Genomic DNA, 18,363 nt, shown 5'->3' with positions numbered 1-18,363 from the left:
TTATTTGATGAAGTTATCGGCAACCCTCGGGAAAACTTAACGCCGTAGGAAGATTTATCTGGAAATTCGATGGATGGCCCTGCGCCGGGGCGTGGATGATGAAAAGGGCAGGAATTCGTAAAAGAGTCCGCTATAATAGCCGCCACTCCATTTCTGGTTTGATTAAAGGAAACCGACATGAGCTTGAATCTGGTCCCTGCTGGCAAAGACCTGCCGGAAGACATCTACGTAGTTATCGAAATCCCGGCAAACGCCGATCCGATCAAATATGAAATCGACAAGGACACCGGCGCGCTGTTCGTTGACCGTTTCATGTCCACCGCGATGTTCTACCCGTGCAACTACGGTTATATCAACCACACCCTGTCTCTGGACGGTGACCCGGTTGACGTGCTGGTGCCGACGCCATACCCACTGCAGCCTGGCTCTGTGATCCGCTGCCGTCCGGTTGGCGTGCTGAAGATGTCTGACGAAGCCGGTGAAGATGCGAAACTGGTTGCCGTACCGCACAGCAAGCTGACCAAAGAATATGATCACATCAAAGATGTGAACGACCTGCCAGAACTGCTGAAAGCGCAGATCGCTCACTTCTTCGAGCACTACAAAGATCTGGAAAAAGGCAAATGGGTGAAAGTGGAAGGCTGGGCAGATGCTGCCGCGGCTAAAGCTGAAATCGTTGCCTCTTTCGAACGCGCAGCCAAGAAGTAATTCTTACCTGCCGCTCGATAAAAAAACACCGCTCAGTGAGCGGTGTTTTTTTTTACTTTTCGTCGAGACGCTTCAGCCAGTCTCCGCTTTGAATCCGCGGGTAACCGTCTACGCTGTGTTTATACAGGTAGATCCACGCACTCCCATAAGGCGTCTGAATCAGCTCACGCTTATAGTCCCGGGTGTTGCTTTTCAGTTCGTCCAGCTCGGCCAATATCGATGAGTTAATACGGTACACCTCACAATGTACCGTGCCCTCTCCAGGGATCGCCGCCGGGTAATGGCCCAGATTATAAATCTGATAGCCTTCGAGCTCATGCTCGCCGAGCCATTGGGCGTTGGTCATCCAATGGCTGTTTCCCTGTTTGCGTCGTAAACTGCCGTAGACAATTATTCGCATCGCTAAAACTCAAACTGATAGAGCAAATCTAATGCCTGGTCGAGACCAGACACCGCTTCCAGATACAACTTAGGCATCAGGCGGTAGCGCAACGTCAGCGTGGCCAGTGAGTCGAATATACCCACCCCATATTTTACTTGTAAGCCTGGGAGAACATAACCGCTCACGACAACCTGCGAACTGTCACCGACCCCTTGAGTATCCAGGGCCAAATTACTTACGCCAAACGCCTCGCCGATTTTACCCACAAGTTGACCACTTTGTGCAACCCCCATCCCAATTAACATTGAGGTCATTGCGTTACCATCAGCGCCGGAGCTATTCAGTCCTTGCCCACGCAACAGATAAGACAGCGCTTCCTGCTGCGATTTTGCCGGGTCCGAGAACACCTCCAACTTCGGCGCATCAGCCAGCCCGGTGACGCGCACCCCTGCGGTGACATCGTCTTCGGTCGACTCCGGATTACGGATGGCCTCAAGGTTCAACAACGGCTGATCCGGTGGCCCCGAGAACAGCAGCTGTCCCTTGCGGACAATCAAATCCTGACCATAAGCATGGAAGCGCCCGGATGGGATGTCAATCTGACCATTCAAGCCCAACCCGTTTTTATCCTGCACAACTTTCAGATCGCCCTTTAATCGCGCCTTCAGACCAAAGGCATCAAGCCGCACGTCATTGCCAACGTGGATCATCAGGTTGCTATTGATCGGGATCGCCGCCGTTTTCGGTTGTAACGGCTTCAGTTGGTCATCCAGCATCACCTCGTCTGAGGAAACACCCACAGCGCTCTCTGGTAGTTCCTGCACCGTAATGCGCGCCCAAGGAATATCAACGGAACCGTTGAGCGAGAACAGCTGCGGCGTGGCCTCGAATATCAAATCCGGCGACACATCAATCCGGATCATGGGCGGTACCGTCACGCGTAGCTTATCGCCCTTAGCGGCAATGCGTGCACGCCATGCGTTGATATCACGCCAATCGGCATCACCGGACAGGTTAAGCTGACCGTGGGTCGTGCTGACCAACCCTTCCAACGTCGACGTCATGCCGTCGAAATTCATCGCCAGCCGGCCTTCCGTCATGTCAAACGGCATCCAGTGCCCCTGCACCTTCACCTTGTCCAGAGCCATCCGGCCATACACTAAAGGCTTTAATGCACTGCCGCCCAAACGCAGGTTGGCGTTCAACATACCCGCGGCTTTTTCGCCCTGCATCAGCGCCGGGTTAATCATCGCCAGTGAAAGATTCGTGATATTGACGTTACCGCTGATATTGCGGCGTACCTGTGGATCAGCCACCTGAATATTGCCGTCAAACTGGCCATTGTTATTCAGTTTGATCAACCAATCGGCCTGCGCCCGACCGTTGGTGAGGCCGGCATTGAGGTTCAACTTGTCAAAGGCAATCGGCAATGGATTCCCCTGCACCTGCTGTACCACTTTAACCCCGTTGCCCACCAACGAGACTTTCGCCTCTGGCAGTGCACCACCAGGCTTCCAGCTAACGTCGGCCCGTCCGGTAAAGACGCCACTCAGAGCCGTCTCCGGGCCAAGGAAAGGTTTGATCATCGCCAGATCAAAACGGTTCAGCACAACGCTTGCCTGGCCGCTCTGACCAGCTTCGATAGTTTTCGGCACGCACAGTTCGGCATTCGGGTTCTGCCAGCAATGTGGCCCAATACTGATTTTCTGCGCGGTATTCAGGTAATCCAGCGCAATGGCGCGCGTTAATCGCCATTCGCCCACCGGCGTATCGAAACGCGTGTTGTTCAGGTTGCCGCGCCAGCGTTGCTGCTGACGGTCGAAACTGCCTTGCAACGCCAGTTGGCCGGATACCGGTTTGCCATCAATTTTCAGTTGCAACTGATGCTGTTTTTCACTGCCTTTGGCATCCAGCGTCAGCAGGTTGATGTCCAATGCATCTTGCTTGAGCCGTTCAACACGCACAGCCAGTTGGCCCTGAATTTGATCGCTGGAACGCACGTCGCCGTCGATTTTCACACGGTTAATGCGTAACGCCTGCCACTGCAGACCAGACGCGGTCAGATCGGCCAATAATTGAGGTGCCTGCAGGTTACCACGCAGTTTAATCAAGCCTTTCGCCGTACCGCCGAGCCCTGGCAGGGCACCGTCCAGACGCGGTGCGTCAATATTTGCATCCAGGTTCCAACTCTTTTCATCCAGTTGGCCCTTCACGTTCAGTTGGTTGCGTCCCAGCGTCAGGTCGATACCTGGGATTTTCCACTGACCGGCGGCATTGCCGCTAAGCGTGCCACGTGCAGTGACCTTGTTCTGCTTCACGTTACCGTCGAGTTGCAGCACGGGGACCTGCAATTGCCAACTGCCGCCGTGCAGGCTGCCACGCGTGGTGATTTTACCGTCCAACTTCGCTGGCCATTCCGGCCACTGCTTAGCGGTATTGATCCCACTCAGTGTCAGCTGTGAATTCCAGCTGATAGCCTTACTCCAGTCCACCAGCGCCGTCAGATCGGTATTGCCCTGCAAGGCGGCCAACCGCAGGCGTTCCAGCTTAAACTGGTCAGTGTTGCCTTTACCGTCCAGCGTCAATACGGCTGGGGGCAGATCCTGCCCTTTGATATTTGCACGTGTCGACAACGCATAATCGGTCGCCTTGCCATTGAAACGCAGGCGGAAATCATTGATCTGGTACTGCGCCTCACCGCTCAGAGGCCATTTCAGTTGTTTGCTTTGCAGCGTCAACGCGAGCGGCAAACCGGCCTCGGCCAATTGGGTTTGTAGATCAAGCTGCGCGCCAACGGGCCCAGAGAGGTTGAGTGCGACCTTGAGTTCTTCGCGTAAACCACCGCCAATGTTCAGTTTGATCTTTTCGCCTTTCAGCGGTTCGATGTTCACCGTGCCGTTGGCGACCATCTCTACCGGCCAACTGCCGGTCAGCGTTGCCTGCCCTTGCGCTGACAACGTGCCCTGTGGGGATTTCACATCGAAATTGTCGAGCTTGATATGCTGATCTTGAGTGCTGGCCTGCAACAGCAAGCTTGCGATCAGTACGTCGGTATCCCCTGTCAGCCGTAGCTGTTCACCCCTGATCTCCTTGACAGTGATGTCCAGCGGCAAACGGATATCCGGCAAGTCCGGCAGCAACGGTTTCGCGAACAGTTCTTTCAGCGTTTCGCCCAGTGGCTTCTCTTCGGGCTGCGGTACGGGTTTCGTGGCCGGATTGGCCTTTTCCTCTACTTTCTTCGCTGCGTCTACCACCGGCTGCACGGCCTCCGGCAGCGGATTTTGCGGCGTTTTCGGCAGTGCGATCAGTAATCCGCTGATCTTGGTTGGCAGCAGTGTCAACGCACGTTCCTGCCACTGAGCACCGGTACGGAATTCAGCAAGCGAAATCGCCGTGTCGTCTACGCTGACTTTGACGTTATTCAGCGCCAACATGCGCAAAGTAATCGGGTATGGCGTGCTGAGATTGGTTGTTGGCTCGCTGGTCTCTTCGACTGGCGCGGACGGCGTCATTTCTTTGGTTTTCACCACGACGTCCACATCCTGTGCCGTCAACGCATTGACGCACAACGCACTGTTTTTAAAGCAGGCCAGATCGAGTGACAAATGGAACTGCCCGGCATTCACGGTGACACCCGGCATTTGATATTTCACGCCTTTCAGCGTCAGATCACGCCAACCGCCGCTGACACTGGCAATATCCAGTCCCGGCACCCAACGCGCCGCACCGTTTATCACCATATGCAAACCACTGGTGGTGCCCAGCAAGAACGCAACCCCGCCAATCAGCAGCAGCAGGATAATCAGGAAACCCAGGCAAATCTTTTTTATCAGGCTCATAGTTCAGGCCCCAAACCAATATAGAACTGCACCCCGTGGGTATCTTTATCCCCAACCGGAGCAGCGATATCCAGTTTCACCGGGCCGACCGGTGACTGCCAGCGCACACCAAAACCGGCACCGGTCTTGAAATTACTCTGGGTGATATCGTTTACGGCTTCACCGGAATCCACAAACACTGCGCCCCACCATTTGCCGGTCACGTTATATTGATACTCCAGCGAGCCGGTCAGCATTTTAGAGGCCCCGGTCAACTTGCCGTCGTCGTCGCGAGGGGAAATGCCCTTGTATTTATAACCGCGAATACTGCGGTCACCACCGGCGAAGAATCGCAGGTCTGGCGGGACTCTTTCAAAGTCGTTGGTTTCAATCCACCCTACCTGCCCACGCGCAACAAAGCGGTGCTTGTCGGCCAACGTGCGAATCCAGACGTTCTGTGCCTGCATCAGCGCAAAGTCCACGTCTGAGCCCCAGGTGCTGTCAGACACATCAATAGAATAACGTTGACTGTCGCCCCAGGTCGGCATCAACCCCCCCCGGGAACGGGTCCGGTTTACGCTCACCCCGGGATACAACAGCATAGTCGTATTGGTCACGGTACCCTGAGTAAAGTGGTCCCAACGCCAGGTGAGGTTTATCGCCCGTTGCCAGCCGCTGGACAGATCCCAGTTACGGGAGACCACGGCTTTTGACGTAACGGATTTGGTATCGTTGAGGTCGACGTTTTTGAACCCCCCTTGCAGCAGGTAATACTGCTCAAGCGGATTCTTCAGCAACGGGATTTTATAGGTCAAATCGAGCTGCTGTTCCGGGGCCGAAACACTGGCGCTGGTTTCCAGGCTGTGACCACGATCGTTGAGCCACGGTTTTTTCCAGGTGCCCTTCACGCGCGGGCCAACATCCGTGGAATAACCCACCCCGGTTTCAATGGTGTTTCGGGTGCGTGGCGTTACCAACGCATCTAGCGGCAAAATCTTGTTCTCTTTGGCGTCTTGGAAATCAGGAGACACAACCACCGAGTTAAACCAGTTGGTGGCGGACAAACGGCGGTTCAGCTCGGCCAAATCCTCCGAGCTGTAGTAATCCCCCTGATGAAAGGGCACCAGATTTTGCAGATAGTCTTCACGGATTTGCGAGCCGCTGAACTTCACTTGGCCGAAGCGATAACGCTGTCCGCTGTTGAAGTCGATGTCCCAATAGGCCTTATGCAGATCTTCCGCGACACCAAGCTGGCTTTTGGTCATGTCAGCATCGAAATAGCCTTTGCGAAGCGCCATGCCGGTCAATGACCCTTTAAAGCTGTCGTACTTGCCGTGATTGAGGATCTCGCCTATCGTCGGCTTGCCTTTCTTGACCAGTGCCAGGTAGTCGTCATCGGTTTTCGCGCCGCCTTCCAACACAATATTGGCACCGGCAATCCGCACGGGTTCACCTGGGTTCACCTTGGCATGCAATACCGGACGTGACAGACCTGGGCGATCGTCCAGGGTAAAGTCGATGGTGGGTTGATAATAGCCGAGCGCTCGCAGCCCCTGACGGACAGCTTCATCCACGCGCGCGCGGAAACGGCCGTCAGTGCTGACCTCTTCCGGCGTGATGGATGACAAACGCACCCGGACGTTTTTTTCCAGTTCCCCGCTAAGTCCTTCAACCTGCAGCCGCACATTCGCCGAATACGCCGCAGGCGTCGCGAGCAGCGCACACAAAAAGCACAGGGCTCGGTATCGTGGCACGCGTTCTCCTTAATTTATTTTACTTTCCTGTAATAACACTCGCTCTGGTACCAGGGCATACTCCGCGCTATCAAGACGGCAACCCTTTCAGCATTATTCCAGACGCTGCATGTTACGGTTTTACTGTCGCAGTAAACTGGCGCATTCTTCGCTTTTGGCGCTCTAAATACTGCGTTAATCTGATACATAATCTGAATATGTAGCTTATTGTGGGCAAAGTTTCGGTTAGATACAACCGAACTGCCGCGTCTTAGGCCAATTCTTACTGTGACAACAGGAGTCAACCGTGGTGCCATTTTTTGATAAAACACAAACCGTCGACAAGGCGAACGCACTGCCTGGCCGCACGACTCCCATGCCGGTTGCCACACTCAATGTGGTCACCGATCATTCGATGACTCACGTGCCGGATGGCATGGCGGTAGCGATCTTCGCCATGGGCTGTTTCTGGGGTGTCGAGCGCCTGTTCTGGCAACAGCCGGGGGTATACAGCACCGCTGCGGGCTACAGCGGCGGCTATACGCCGAATCCAACCTACCGTGAAGTGTGCAGTGGCCAGACTGGCCATACCGAGGTGGTTCGTGTCGTGTTCGATCCGAAAGTCATCAGCTATAAGCAGTTGCTGCAGGTCTTCTGGGAAAACCACGACCCGGCACAGGGCATGCGTCAAGGTGGCGATGTCGGCACCCAGTACCGCTCGGCAATTTATACGCTAACGCCAGAGCAGCAGGCCGAAGCCGAAAACAGCCTGCAGCGCTTCCAGCAGGCCATGGTTGAAGCGGGCGACAAGCGCACCATCACGACTGAAGTCGTGCCCGCGCTGCCGTTTTACTATGCCGAAGATGACCACCAGCAATATCTGTACAAGAACCCTGAAGGCTACTGTGGCTTGGGCGGTATCGGTGTCTGCTTGCCTCCTCAACGCTAACTCACTGGCCAGCGGTAATTTTTAACCGCTGGCGGCTCCTGTAGGGCTGCTGCTATACTGTGCGGGCCGCATCTGCGGCCTGATAGCCTCCTTTCTGGTTGTTATCACTACTTTTTTTACAATGTACTACCCTTCCTCAAGAGCGCCGTCATCCCGTCGGCACGTATGGATAGATTATGTTAAACAGTATTTTACTGATTCTTTTTCTGATCGCAGTGAGTGCGTTTTTCTCGCTGTCGGAAATATCTCTGGCCGCGTCACGCAAGATTAAACTGAAACTGATGGCTGACGAAGGTAACGTCAATGCCACCAAAGTCCTCAAGCTGCAAGAAACGCCGGGGTTGTTCTTTACCGTGGTACAGATTGGCCTGAACGCCGTCGCCATCCTGGGTGGTATCGTCGGTGATGCAGCCTTTTCTCCTAGTTTTAAAGTGTTGTTCGACCGTTTCTTATCCCCAGAGATGGCTGAGCAGGTTAGCTTCATCTGCTCGTTCGTGCTGGTGACCAGCTTGTTTATCCTGTTCGCAGATTTGACGCCGAAGCGCATCGGTATGATTGCACCAGAGACGGTCGCCGTCCGGATCATCAACCCGATGCGTTTCTCGATCATGATTTTCCGGCCGCTGGTTTGGTTCTTCAACGGTATGGCAAACCTGATTTTCCGTCTGTTCAAACTGCCGATGGTGCGTAAAGACGACATCACCTCCGACGATATCTATGCGGTGGTGGAAGCCGGTGCGCTGGCTGGCGTTCTGCGTAAGCAAGAGCATGAACTGATCGAAAACGTTTTCGAGCTGGAATCACGTACGGTGCCTTCGTCGATGACCTCACGCGAAAGCGTGGTTTACTTTGATCTGCGCGAGAGCGAAGAAAGCATCATCGAGAAAGTCTCAACGCATCCGCACTCCAAGTTCCTGGTGTGTGACGGCAATATCGATCAGGTTGTCGGCTACGTTGACTCCAAAGACTTGTTAAACCGCGTGCTGGGTAATCAAAGCCTGGTATTGAGCAGTGGTGTGCAGATCCGTTCAGCCCTGATCGTGCCAGATACCCTGACGTTGTCTGAAGCATTGGAAAGCTTTAAAACGGCGGGTGAAGACTTTGCCGTCATTCTCAATGAATATGCGTTGGTTGTGGGCATCATCACGCTGAATGACGTAATGACCACGCTGATGGGTGATTTGGTCGGCCAGGGTCAGGAAGAACAGATCGTGGCGCGCGATGAGAACTCATGGCTGATTGAAGGCGGTACGCCTATCGATGACGTGATGCGCGTGCTGGATATCGACGAGTTCCCACAAGCAGGTAACTACGAGACTATTGGCGGCTTTATGATGTATATGCTGCGCAAGATCCCTAAGCGTACCGATTTCGTCAAATATGCCGGCTACAAGTTTGAAGTGGTAGATATCGACAGCTACAAGATTGACCAGCTGCTGGTCACCCGGTTGAGCGATAAGCCGGCGTCGACGCTGCCAAAAGCGCCGGACGACACCCCTTCAGCCTGACGCACCTACAGCAAAAACATAAACGGCCCCCTCGGGGCCGTATTTTTTGATTGGCGCTCTGTGCCCAATCACCCCATTTCAGACTGCAGCAGCAACACCTGACGGTTTACCTCTGACATCACACTGAAATGGCGCCTGTCGCGGATTTTTGGCAACAGGATTTTTCCTTCATCGAATTCAAACGCACCAACATCTTTGATATACAGCCGACCGCGAAACAAGGTCTTTACATACTTTGCCACTTTCAACGGATTATAACGCTGGAAGATTCTCATTCTATTACTCTCCTCCGTTTGTCCATGCGCTCAGCGAGCCGCCAAGGTGGCAGCCTCTAAAATAAGAACGCAACGTGATTGCCATGTAGTAGACCCAGTAAAGACCATATCGTTCATTTCCGCTTGGAGATCTGCACTGGATTTACACCTTTTGACAGAATTGTATATGATAATATATAACTTTTTCAGTATATCCCTTCAAAATACAGGCATTTGCCCCCAGAAGGAAAAACTGCGATCCGGCTAACAGGACAGACCTCTGATCACCACCTATGCTTTAGGCTATCGGGTGCTGTCGGCACCATTTCCCCTTAAGGAGAAGGCATGAAAAAAAGTCACATGCTCATTGTATCCCTGCTGTTTGCTCCCCTTTTTGCCTCCGCGCACAACTTCCAGCTCCAGCAACGCGTCGCGCCGGTTGGCGTCAGCGATAAAGGAGAGCTGGATTACGCTAATAATAAGTTTAGCTATCAAAACTGGAATAGCGCGCAGCTCAGTGGGAAAGTGCGAGTGATCCAACACATTGCCGGCCGCAGCTCAGCCAAGGACATGAACGACCCACTGATAGAAGCGATTAAGAAAGCTAAGCTACCGCACGATCGTTACCAAACGACGACAATTGTGAATACCGACGACGCGTTACTCGGCACCGCGATGTTTGTGCGCAACAGCATTGAAGACAGCAAGAAAGAGTTCCCGTGGTCGCAGTTTATTGTCGACAGCAACGGCAACGTACGCAAAGCGTGGGATCTGCAGCCAAAGGGCTCAGCCATTGTAGTGTTGGATAATCAAGGCAGGATCCAGTTTGCCAAAGACGGCGCACTGACACCGGAAGAAGTGCAGCAGGTCATGACCCAACTGCACCAGCTTCTGGCAAAGTAAATTAGAACAGCGACACCCGAAAGCCGGGGTTAAGGAACGATTCACGCGGTGTGTAGAGCAAAGGTTTGCCCTGCCAATCGTGGATCTGCGCCCCGGCCGCAACGGCGACGGCATGACCGGCAGCGGTATCCCAGATGTTAGTTGGCCCAAAACGTGGGTACAGCTGCGCTTTACCTTCCGCGACCAGACAAAACTTTAACGAGGATCCGACAGAAACCGTCTGATGCTCGCCCAACTGGTTCAGGTAATCCTTCAATTCTTCGTCACTGTGTGAGCGGCTGACGACCACCAGCGGTGGGTGGGCGTTACTGACGCTAATGGCCTGGCGTCGGCCCTTTTCTTCTTTCCAGGCTTTGCCGCGTTCCGCCAGATACAGCACGTCAATCGCCGGGGCGTAAACCACGCCCATCACGGCTTGGCCGTCTTCAATCAGCGCAATATTTACCGTGAATTCACCATTGCGGTTGAGGAATTCCTTGGTGCCGTCCAACGGATCGACCAGCCAATAACGCGTCCAGCTCTGCCGTTCAGTCCACGCCGGTGGATCTTCCTCTGAGAGCAGCGGGATGTCCGGCGTTAATACCGCAAGACCGCGTTTGATAATATGGTGCGCCGCCAAGTCGGCCGCTGTCACCGGAGAATCGTCTTTTTTCTTTGCAGCATCAAGCGGTTGTTCACCTTGATACACCGCCATGATCGCCGCACCCGCCTCGCGGGACAGTTGGCAAATTTGTTCTAACATCATTCACCTCAGATAAATACCCTGAATAACTGGAACTGCATCGCGGTGGCAAGTCTACGGATCCCCGGAGCACAGTCCACTATGTGACCGGAGTGACCAGACGTAGCCAACAAAGAGGCAACTTCAAGTATGACGGGTATACAGTTCAGTGGGGCATTTCCCCTTTCTCATTGCTAGCAGCCTAGTTTTTTTTGCAGGGAATATCCATCACAACGATTTAACCTGCGGTAATTACTCAAGTCTTTCCCGTCACAACTGCGATATTTCCTCAGATACCTCGGTCAGTTTTCTGCCACACTTCACAGTTTGGTGAGACAACCAATGTTAATTACATGTCCCTCTGCGATAAAACTCGAAAAATGGAATGGAGAAAGCCAAAAATGATGAAGCGTTCGCTGACGTTGTCTGCCCTCGCTGTACTGGTTTGCGCCTCGGTGCAGGCGGCTACGGTCGATCTGCGCGTGCTGGAAACAACCGACCTGCACAGCAACATGATGGACTTCGATTACTACAAGGATAAACCGACCGATAAATTCGGTCTGGTGCGTACCGCCAGCCTGATTGAACAGGCACGTCAACAAGCGGCCAATACGGTGTTGGTGGACAATGGCGACATTATTCAGGGTAGCCCGCTCGGCGACTATATGGCGGCCAAAGGCTTGAAACCGGGAGATGTTCACCCGGTGTATAAAGCAATGAATACCCTGAACTATGTGGTTGGCAACATCGGTAACCACGAGTTCAACTACGGGCTCGACTACCTGAAAAATGCCATTGCCGGAGCCAAATTCCCGTATATCAACGCCAACGTCATCGACGCTAAAACACAGAAACCCTTGTTCACACCTTACATTATCGTCGATACACCGGTAAAAGATCGTGATGGCAAAGAACATACTTTGCGAATTGGCTATATCGGTTTTGTACCGCCGCAAATTTTAGTCTGGGATAAAGCCAACTTGCAGGGCAAGGTTAGGGTTAACGACATCACCGAAACCGCTAAACGCTATGTACCGGAAATGCGCAAACAAGGCGCCGACCTGGTGGTCGCTATCCCGCACTCCGGCTTGTCCAGCGAGCCATACAAGGCAATGGCAGAAAATTCGGTGTACTACCTCAGCCAAGTACCAGGCATTGACGCCATCATGTTCGGCCATGCTCACGCCGTGTTCCCAAGTAAGGACTTTGCCAATATCAAAGGCGCAGACATTGCACAGGGTACGCTCAATGGCATACCTGCGGTAATGCCGGGTCAATGGGGTGATCACCTCGGCGTAGTCGATCTGCAGCTAAACAACGACTCTGGCAGTTGGAAAGTGGCCTCCGCCAAAGCGGAAGCACGGCCAATCTACGACAAAGAGAACAAGAAATCGCTGGCTGCAGAAGATGCCAGTCTGGTGAAAGTCCTGGCGGAAGATCATAAAGGCACACGTGATTTCGTCAGTAAACCCGTCGGTAAAGCGGACGACAACATGTACAGCTATTTGGCACTGATTCAGGATGATCCCACGGTGCAAATCGTGAATAACGCGCAGAAGGCTTACGTCGAGCACTATATTCAGGGCGATCCCGACCTGGCCGACCTGCCCGTGCTGTCAGCCGCTGCACCGTTCAAGGTGGGCGGACGCAAAAACGATCCGGCCAGCTTCGTCGAAGTGGAAAAAGGCCAGCTCACCTTCCGTAACGCTTCGGATCTTTACCTCTATCCCAATACCTTGGTGGTCGTGAAAGCCAGCGGCAAAGAGGTGAAGGAGTGGCTCGAGTGTTCCGCTGGGCAATTCAACCAGATCGACGTTAACAGCCCCAAACCACAGGGCCTGATCAACTGGGACGGTTTCCGCACTTATAACTTTGATGTGATTGACGGGGTAAATTACCAGATCGACGTCAGCCAGCCAGCGCGTTACGACGGTGAATGCCAGTTGATCAACGATAAGGCGGAACGCATCAAAGATCTGACGTTCAAAGGCAAGCCTATTGATCCAAACGCCACCTTCCTGGTTGCCACCAATAACTACCGTGCTTACGGTGGTAAGTTTGCCGGCACCGGCGATCAGCATATTGCCTTCGCTTCGCCGGATGAGAACCGTTCGGTGCTGGCCGCTTATATCAGCGCTGAAACTCAGCTGCATGGCGCAGTACGGCCACAGGTGGATAATAACTGGCGTTTGGCGACGTTCAGTAACCCTCAGCCACTGGATATTCGTTTCGAAACATCACCAAGCGAGAAGGCTACGGCGTTTATCAAAACCCATGCCCAGTATCCAATGAAATCCGAAGGTACGGATAACATTGGATTTGCGGTTTATCAGATTGATTTAAGCAGCAAATAAGCAGTAGGCCGGAGGGGAAATCACCTTCCCTCTGGCCATCTACCCCTTTTTCTCTCTGGCGCGCCCTTTAAATTGCATTTAAAATGCATGTTATAGTTTTTCATTTAAAGAGGCCTTCCCATGAATTACCGTGACCAATCCCTCGGCGCTCTCGCCATCGCCATTCCCCGGGCATCACGCCTGTTCCGCATGAACGACTTGGATTTCTGCTGTGGCGGCAAACAAACGCTGCAACGCGCCGCCGAGCGCAGAGGGCTGGATATCGACCGGCTGGAAACCGAATTGGCCGTCCTCGCCGCCAAACCGGAACAAACCCGCGACTGGCGCACTGCGCCCCTCGGCGAAGTGATTGACTATATCCTGCCACGCTTCCATCAGCGGCACCGTGAACAGTTAGCCGAGCTGGTACTGATGGCAGAAAAAGTCGAACGGGTTCATGCCGACAAACCCACCTGTCCACGTGGACTGGCGAAACAGTTGAACCTGATCCGGCTGGATCTGGAAAATCATATGATGAAAGAAGAACAGATCCTGTTCCCGATGATCAAGCAAGGTATGGGACGCCAGGCGAGTGGCCCCATCTCGGTGATGGAACATGAGCATGACGACGCGGGCGAACAGTTGGAAGTGGTAAAGTTCCTCACCAACAACGTGACGCCACCAGAAGGTGCCTGCAATACCTGGCAGGCGCTGTATGGCGGTATCGACGAGTTCATCGGTGACCTGATGGAACACATCAATCTGGAGAACAACCTGTTGTTCCCGCGCGCACTGAACGGCGCATAAAACAAGGGCGCCATGTAGGCGCCCAGAGAAACCTGTCAGAGGATTACAGGATTTCCAGCAGTTCGACGTCAAACACCAGCGCGCTGAATGGCGGGATGGATGCGCCAGCACCACGCTCGCCGTAGGCCAGGTCGTGTGGAATATACAACTGCCATTTAGAACCGACCGGCATCAGGGTCAGCGCTTCGATCCAACCTGGGATCACACCGCTAACCGGGAATTCTGCCGGTTGGCCGCGCTCTACGGAGCTGTCGAACACGTCACCGTTGATCAGACGGCCGGTGTAATGCACACGCACGCGATCCTGACGGGACGGGATTGGGCCATTGCCCTGCTCCAGTACGGAGAACTGCAGACCGGATTCGGTCAGCGTCACTTCGTCACGCTTGGCGTTGTCTTCCAGGAATTTCTGGCCTTCAACAGCCATCGCCTGTTGACGATCACGACGCACGGCATCCGCACGTTCGTGGATTTCACGCAGCGCACGGTGCACCACGTCTACCGGAACCGCCGGGGCATTCCCTTCCAGCGCGTCACGCAAACCTGCCAGCAAAGCTTCCGGTTGTAAACCTTCCAGACCGGACTCTTGTAACTGCTGGCCGACCTGTAAACCAATCCCGTAGCTCGCCTGCGCTTCAACGCTGTCAAAAGAAGGGGTTGTCATGGGGTTTTCCTTTAGTCTGTAAAAAGTCGAAAGCGCAGCATAACAGCGCCGCAATGCCGGGTAAAATCTTGTGTGGAGAATGATGACTTTTGTCGTAGAAAAAGAAACAATAACCCTCAGTTAACACCCGCTCCCGCGAGCCCAGGCGAATCGCCTGTCGCAACAGGCATGGGTTTGCTGCTGCCTTTCACTTCAATCAGTTAGCAGACTATACTGGAAACAGGGCATCGGGTCGGCGGTACACCCTTTTGTACCGTGATATTTTTACGCCGTTGAAGAGAGGTTACCATGGGCAGAATCTCGCCCAGGAGAAGGAAGACCACCCGAGTCTACCAGCCGTTGTTGCGCACCTGGCTGAACTTCAGCCAGCGCCTGAAGCCGGGGTCCGCGCCAGAGGCAGTAGAGAATCCGGATTCAGAACAACCACCGGAAAGCGGTAAGGGGCAAAACATCAAAGCGCTACTGCTGAAGATCTGGCACCTGCCGGACGGCTTCGGTTGGATGGAGCCATTACCCTATTTCCACCGCCGCTGGACACTGATTTTCGGCTGCATCTTGCTACTGGCACTGCTGTGGCCGTATTCATCGGAAAACAGCGGGCAGCCATTCCCGGTCACCCAGCAGGGCAACAACATACCCCTGCAGGCCGATCTGCAAAATGATCCTCAGCAGCAGCACGCCGCCGAACCGGAACCCGCCGGCAACTGGCAGCGTTACCAGATCCAACCAGGGCAAACACTGGCGCAACTGTTCCGCGACAATAGTCTGCCGGTGAATGAAGTCTTCGCGATGGCGCAGGTGGAAGGTAACGATAAACCACTCAGCAACATGAAGGCCGGCCAGGAAGTGCGTATCGAACGTGACACCAACGGCGTGATTACTGCGTTATCGGTCACTGCCGCGGATAACACTCAGGTATTATTCCGCCGCCAGGCCGACGGCAGCTATCGCCGCGAGCGTTAAACCTTGCCCCGCCATTGACCGCGTGATCGCACGCAATGGCCAGGCAACTTAAATCTGCGCCAATAAAAAGTCGCGCAGCACGATGCCGTGGTTGTGCTGTGTGTCTTTGCTGCCATAGAGCAAGGTTAAGGGCTCCCCTTGCCGTAATAACGCCACCAGGGGCCGCCAGGCGTCATTTTCAGCCAATTGCTGCCGGTAACGGCTCTCAAATAATTCCCACTGTTCAAGGTGCTGGTGAAACCACTGTCGTAGTGTGTTATCTGGCGCAATCTCTTTTAGCCACTGCACTCCCAGTAACTGCTCCTTACTGATGCCCCGCGGCCATAACCGGTCAATCAGGTAACAGTTAACCGGTGCTGTGGGGGAGTGATCTATTTTGCACACTTGGTGAGGTGGGGGAATTTCGCCGCGAGGCCAGTGAAAATAAGGATTCCGGACGACTTATTTGATTTTGCATAGCTGATAATAAAATGATCAATATAGGCAAGTTTTGCGTTTTAATTTGCATAAATCTGAGCATCTTTTAAAGGATTTTGAACGTTTTTTTAAAACTATTGAGCAACAATAATAAAATCGATCTTAAACAGTAGCTTAGCGATAAGAGTGTGAGTTTAAGTAGTGGATGATTTTTATCTTGCCTTGTGATCGAAGGCTTTCTTTATTGTTTTAGTGAAAAGAAAATCATGATAAAGTTTACCTCGCTCCTTTCTTTTTAGTTAACTCTATGATTTTGATCAAGAAACCAATATAGATAAATCGTGCCTTTCTTTTTGAAAGGTAAGCGAGCCAATTAAAGGCACTGAACCCCTTCATGCAGGTGAACGAGTTCAGTGGTGATATCCTTGCTCTGTATTAACGTAACCTACCCGTTTAAACCAAAGGATATCTCCACATGCTAGTTAACAAGCAAACAATCGGCGGCCTTTTTATCAATGGTCAAGTTCTGTATAAGAAAGAGTTTGAATCAGTCAAAACTCTCTATCCGCAGATTTCAACAATAATCCCATCATCAACCAGTGAAACGAATTATGCATGGTTGAGTGGGTTTCCGTCACTGCGTGAATGGGTGGGTGAACGCATAGTAAAAAACATAAGCGCTTATAGCTATAATATTAAAAATAGAAAGTTTGAATCAACAATTAAAATTAAGCGTGATGATATTGCCGACGACCAAATAGGATTGTATGCGGCATTCTTCCAGGAAATGGGTGGCGCTGCCGCTCGGCATCCGGATGAATTACTATTTGAGCTAATTAAGTCTGGTTTTGTTGCTCGTTGTTATGATGGTAAACCGTTTTTCAGTGAACAGCATCCGGTAATGAACGGCGTTGAAGAATCTAAAGCATCCAACGTTCAATTACCGGTAAGCAGTGAAGATGAAATGCCCGCATGGTATCTTTTGGATAACTCACGAGCAGTTAAACCGTTCATTTTTCAAGTGCGCGAAAAGTATGAACTTGCCAGAGTTAACGAAATCGATGATTATAATACGTTTATGCGCGATGAGTTTATTTTCGGTGTTCGTGCCCGTGGGAATATGGGCTTTAGTTTCTGGCAGTTAGCATTTGCAAGTAAATTAGCCCTAACCCCCACTAACTTTGCAGAATTGTACGATAGAATGTCATCACAAAAAACAGAAGAAGAACGCCCCTTGGCTATTCAACCTAAAATTCTGTTAGTAGGGCAATCAAACAGGGAGGCGGCGTTTTATATTGCGAAGGCTGAGACCTTAGATAATCAGAAACCAAACCCAAATTACGGGTTGGTTGAGGTAGTTGTTTCACCACACCTTCCTTAAATATTTCTGGCGAGCCATGCTTGCCACGTAATTTTGGATTTTCAAAGTGGGTGCTAAAATGAATTATTGTATTGATAAATTTGGTAATCAAGAATTATCAAAACTACTTACACCAACAGGTGAATTGATTGTTCAGGTTATTGGTATTGAAAACGCAAGAAAACTATTTGGAAGTTTCGGCGGTGCTTACTTTGATTTTCCAAAACGCAAATGGAATTGCGATTCTTTTTCAAAGCTTTCTAATGCTATTGGTCTAGAAGCCGCCCGCGCATTATGTAACCATTTTAGTGGTGAAAAACTATATATTCCAAGGGAAAATATCTTACTGACGAGGGTGAGACATCTACGTTTTGTAAGCGATGTGAAAAAGGCAATTATGAAAGGTTCATCTCTTACCAGTGCAATCAAAAGCGTTTCAATATCACACCAGATAAGCGACAGGCATGGGTGGGATATTTGGAAAAAATTTAACACAGCAGTTGACATTATAAATAACATACACTAAGTTTTAATCGTTCGAGTATTTATCCCTAAAACCCCGGTCATATAATCAGTATGCCCGGGGTTTCTTTTTTCTCTTTCTGGCTATGAACTACCATCTAGTGCCATCCTTATCCATGCCAACTAGTACAGCGCTGCCCTCTGAAAATACACCGATTCAATAAAAACGTTAAAGTTCGCTAAGACCACCTTAGAATGCTACTTTAAAACCCGTTTAAATCGCTTTAATTTAGCTTTATTGATTGTCACTCACCCTAACCTACAGCTATAAGGTTATGTCTTCTTGTAGTGGCTTACATGGCGAATTTGAAAATAGGCGGT

At 52.0% G+C, this 18,363-nt stretch carries 16 protein-coding genes; 9 read left to right on the top strand and 7 right to left on the bottom strand.

Annotated elements, in window-relative coordinates; translation table 11 throughout:
* Nucleotides 1–177 precede the first annotated feature (177 nt).
* Nucleotides 178–708 carry an inorganic diphosphatase gene (ppa, locus tag JOE25_RS09120; protein ID WP_209634322.1) on the top strand — a complete coding sequence of 177 codons (531 nt, stop codon included), beginning with the start codon at nt 178–180 and terminating at the stop codon, nt 706–708.
* Between the two features lie 52 nt (nt 709–760).
* Here ppa and JOE25_RS09115 read toward each other — a convergent pair whose 3' ends face one another.
* The 3 genes from JOE25_RS09115 to JOE25_RS09105 are packed head-to-tail and all read right to left on the bottom strand — an operon-like array spanning nt 761 to nt 6,662.
* Entirely contained in the window at nt 761–1,108 is a 348-nt protein-coding gene (locus JOE25_RS09115; RefSeq protein ID WP_209634320.1) for a gamma-glutamylcyclotransferase, read from the bottom strand.
* Between the two features lie 2 nt (nt 1,109–1,110).
* Nucleotides 1,111–4,929: a translocation/assembly module TamB domain-containing protein gene (locus JOE25_RS09110; RefSeq protein WP_209634318.1), complete on the bottom strand. Its 3,819-nt coding sequence runs from the start codon at nt 4,927–4,929 to the stop codon at nt 1,111–1,113.
* Nucleotides 4,926–6,662 carry an autotransporter assembly complex family protein gene (locus JOE25_RS09105; protein WP_209634316.1) on the bottom strand — a complete coding sequence of 579 codons (1,737 nt, stop codon included), beginning with the start codon at nt 6,660–6,662 and terminating at the stop codon, nt 4,926–4,928. The genes JOE25_RS09110 and JOE25_RS09105 overlap by 4 nt, the downstream gene beginning before the upstream one ends.
* 289 nt (nt 6,663–6,951) lie before the next feature.
* Between JOE25_RS09105 and msrA the strand changes: the two genes are divergently transcribed.
* Both msrA and JOE25_RS09095 read left to right on the top strand, forming a co-directional pair.
* A complete protein-coding gene (gene msrA / locus JOE25_RS09100) occupies nt 6,952–7,590 on the top strand; it encodes a peptide-methionine (S)-S-oxide reductase MsrA (RefSeq protein ID WP_209635260.1) in 639 nt (212 codons plus the stop codon).
* A 176-nt stretch (nt 7,591–7,766) separates the two neighbouring features.
* Nucleotides 7,767–9,098: a hemolysin family protein gene (locus JOE25_RS09095; RefSeq protein WP_209634314.1), complete on the top strand. Its 1,332-nt coding sequence runs from the start codon at nt 7,767–7,769 to the stop codon at nt 9,096–9,098.
* 68 nt (nt 9,099–9,166) lie between these two features.
* On the opposite strand, the gene JOE25_RS09090 is transcribed toward JOE25_RS09095, so the two are convergent.
* Nucleotides 9,167–9,373 (bottom strand): DUF1107 domain-containing protein, encoded by a 207-nt coding sequence (locus JOE25_RS09090; RefSeq protein WP_037423237.1) that lies wholly within the window; start codon nt 9,371–9,373, stop codon nt 9,167–9,169.
* 324 nt (nt 9,374–9,697) lie between these two features.
* Between JOE25_RS09090 and JOE25_RS09085 the strand changes: the two genes are divergently transcribed.
* Nucleotides 9,698–10,255 carry a YtfJ family protein gene (locus tag JOE25_RS09085; RefSeq protein ID WP_037423240.1) on the top strand — a complete coding sequence of 186 codons (558 nt, stop codon included), beginning with the start codon at nt 9,698–9,700 and terminating at the stop codon, nt 10,253–10,255.
* Between the two features lies 1 nt (nt 10,256).
* Here the strand turns inward: JOE25_RS09085 and cysQ are convergent, their stop codons facing one another.
* Nucleotides 10,257–10,997 carry a 3'(2'),5'-bisphosphate nucleotidase CysQ gene (gene cysQ, locus JOE25_RS09080; protein WP_209634312.1) on the bottom strand — a complete coding sequence of 247 codons (741 nt, stop codon included), beginning with the start codon at nt 10,995–10,997 and terminating at the stop codon, nt 10,257–10,259.
* 380 nt (nt 10,998–11,377) lie between these two features.
* On the opposite strand from cysQ, the gene JOE25_RS09075 reads away from it, so the two are divergent.
* Nucleotides 11,378–13,330 (top strand): bifunctional 2',3'-cyclic-nucleotide 2'-phosphodiesterase/3'-nucleotidase, encoded by a 1,953-nt coding sequence (locus tag JOE25_RS09075; RefSeq protein WP_209634310.1) that lies wholly within the window; start codon nt 11,378–11,380, stop codon nt 13,328–13,330.
* Between the two features lie 120 nt (nt 13,331–13,450).
* Nucleotides 13,451–14,116, top strand: coding sequence for an iron-sulfur cluster repair protein YtfE (gene ytfE / locus JOE25_RS09070; RefSeq protein ID WP_209634308.1), 666 nt, complete (start codon nt 13,451–13,453; stop codon nt 14,114–14,116).
* A gap of 43 nt (nt 14,117–14,159) precedes the next feature.
* On the opposite strand, the gene fklB is transcribed toward ytfE, so the two are convergent.
* Complete coding sequence (gene fklB, locus JOE25_RS09065) at nt 14,160–14,780, bottom strand: FKBP-type peptidyl-prolyl cis-trans isomerase (protein ID WP_037423251.1); 621 nt, start codon at nt 14,778–14,780, stop codon at nt 14,160–14,162.
* A 288-nt stretch (nt 14,781–15,068) separates the two neighbouring features.
* Here fklB and JOE25_RS09060 point away from each other — a divergent pair, with 288 nt between their 5' ends.
* The gene (locus JOE25_RS09060; RefSeq protein ID WP_209634306.1) at nt 15,069–15,743 is read left to right on the top strand and encodes a LysM-like peptidoglycan-binding domain-containing protein; all 675 of its coding nucleotides are present in this window, start codon (nt 15,069–15,071) and stop codon (nt 15,741–15,743) included.
* A gap of 48 nt (nt 15,744–15,791) precedes the next feature.
* On the opposite strand, the gene JOE25_RS09055 is transcribed toward JOE25_RS09060, so the two are convergent.
* Entirely contained in the window at nt 15,792–16,145 is a 354-nt protein-coding gene (locus JOE25_RS09055) for a DUF488 family protein (protein ID WP_209635258.1), read from the bottom strand.
* A 490-nt stretch (nt 16,146–16,635) separates the two neighbouring features.
* Here JOE25_RS09055 and JOE25_RS09050 point away from each other — a divergent pair, with 490 nt between their 5' ends.
* Both JOE25_RS09050 and JOE25_RS09045 read left to right on the top strand, forming a co-directional pair.
* Nucleotides 16,636–17,541 carry a Mu-like prophage major head subunit gpT family protein gene (locus JOE25_RS09050; protein ID WP_174575357.1) on the top strand — a complete coding sequence of 302 codons (906 nt, stop codon included), beginning with the start codon at nt 16,636–16,638 and terminating at the stop codon, nt 17,539–17,541.
* 46 nt (nt 17,542–17,587) lie between these two features.
* Complete coding sequence (locus tag JOE25_RS09045) at nt 17,588–18,046, top strand: Mor transcription activator family protein (RefSeq protein WP_174575358.1); 459 nt, start codon at nt 17,588–17,590, stop codon at nt 18,044–18,046.
* Nucleotides 18,047–18,363 lie beyond the last annotated feature (317 nt).

This window comes from Serratia sp. PL17 (assembly GCF_017832355.1).
GTDB lineage: Bacteria > Pseudomonadota > Gammaproteobacteria > Enterobacterales > Enterobacteriaceae > Serratia.
This window is presented reverse-complemented; position numbering and strand designations above follow the sequence as displayed.